Source organism: Bacillus sp. AC266 (assembly GCF_979253805.1).
Window position 1 is genome coordinate 1 of sequence record NZ_CEEDEC010000029.1, and the last position, 599, is coordinate 599.

The following is a 599-nucleotide window of genomic DNA, read 5'->3' on the forward strand; positions in this document are numbered from 1 at the left end:
AGGGTTAACCTAAGGGTAAGGTCAAACACTTAATACTTAGAAGGAAAAATAAATTCCGAAAGGCGTTTGGAGGAATATATATAATCATCCGGGCTCAATATACGTTCATAAATATATGGTTCGGATAATTCTATTTTATTTTTGTTCATTATCTCATTTATTTTTAATATTGATTCTTCTTGATAAGGATCAATTTCATAGAAAAACTTTTGCGCTTGAAAACCAAAATAACTTGTGATTGCCAATTGATTCAATTCATAATTTTCCAATTGTAAGGCGATACGAATAGGGTGAATTTTATTATCTATCAGTTTATATGTGATGATTCTTTCATTCTTTTTAACATTAAGTCCGCCAACTAATTCTTCTAGGTTATTCAGTGCTACACATATATTTTCATTTGGTAATAATTCATATTCATATGCGAACAATGATTCTAGATACTCTTTTTTTACTTCGTTATTTAAAATCGTAATTGCAGGATTCAGGGCTTTCAATTTATTTATTGCTTGATTTGCATCCTTTATCTTATTTATTTCCAATTGAAGCTTTTCTTCTATCAAATTACTTATTTCAGCATCTGATAACTTTCTATGAAT

Annotated in this window: 1 protein-coding gene; it reads right to left on the reverse strand. The window is 28.2% G+C overall.

Annotated elements, in window-relative coordinates; genetic code table 11:
* Positions 1-29: 29 nt before the first annotated feature.
* A partial coding sequence (locus AC0IXC_RS29065; RefSeq protein WP_471653714.1) for a MerR family transcriptional regulator occupies positions 30-599 on the reverse strand: 570 nt, incomplete at its 5' end.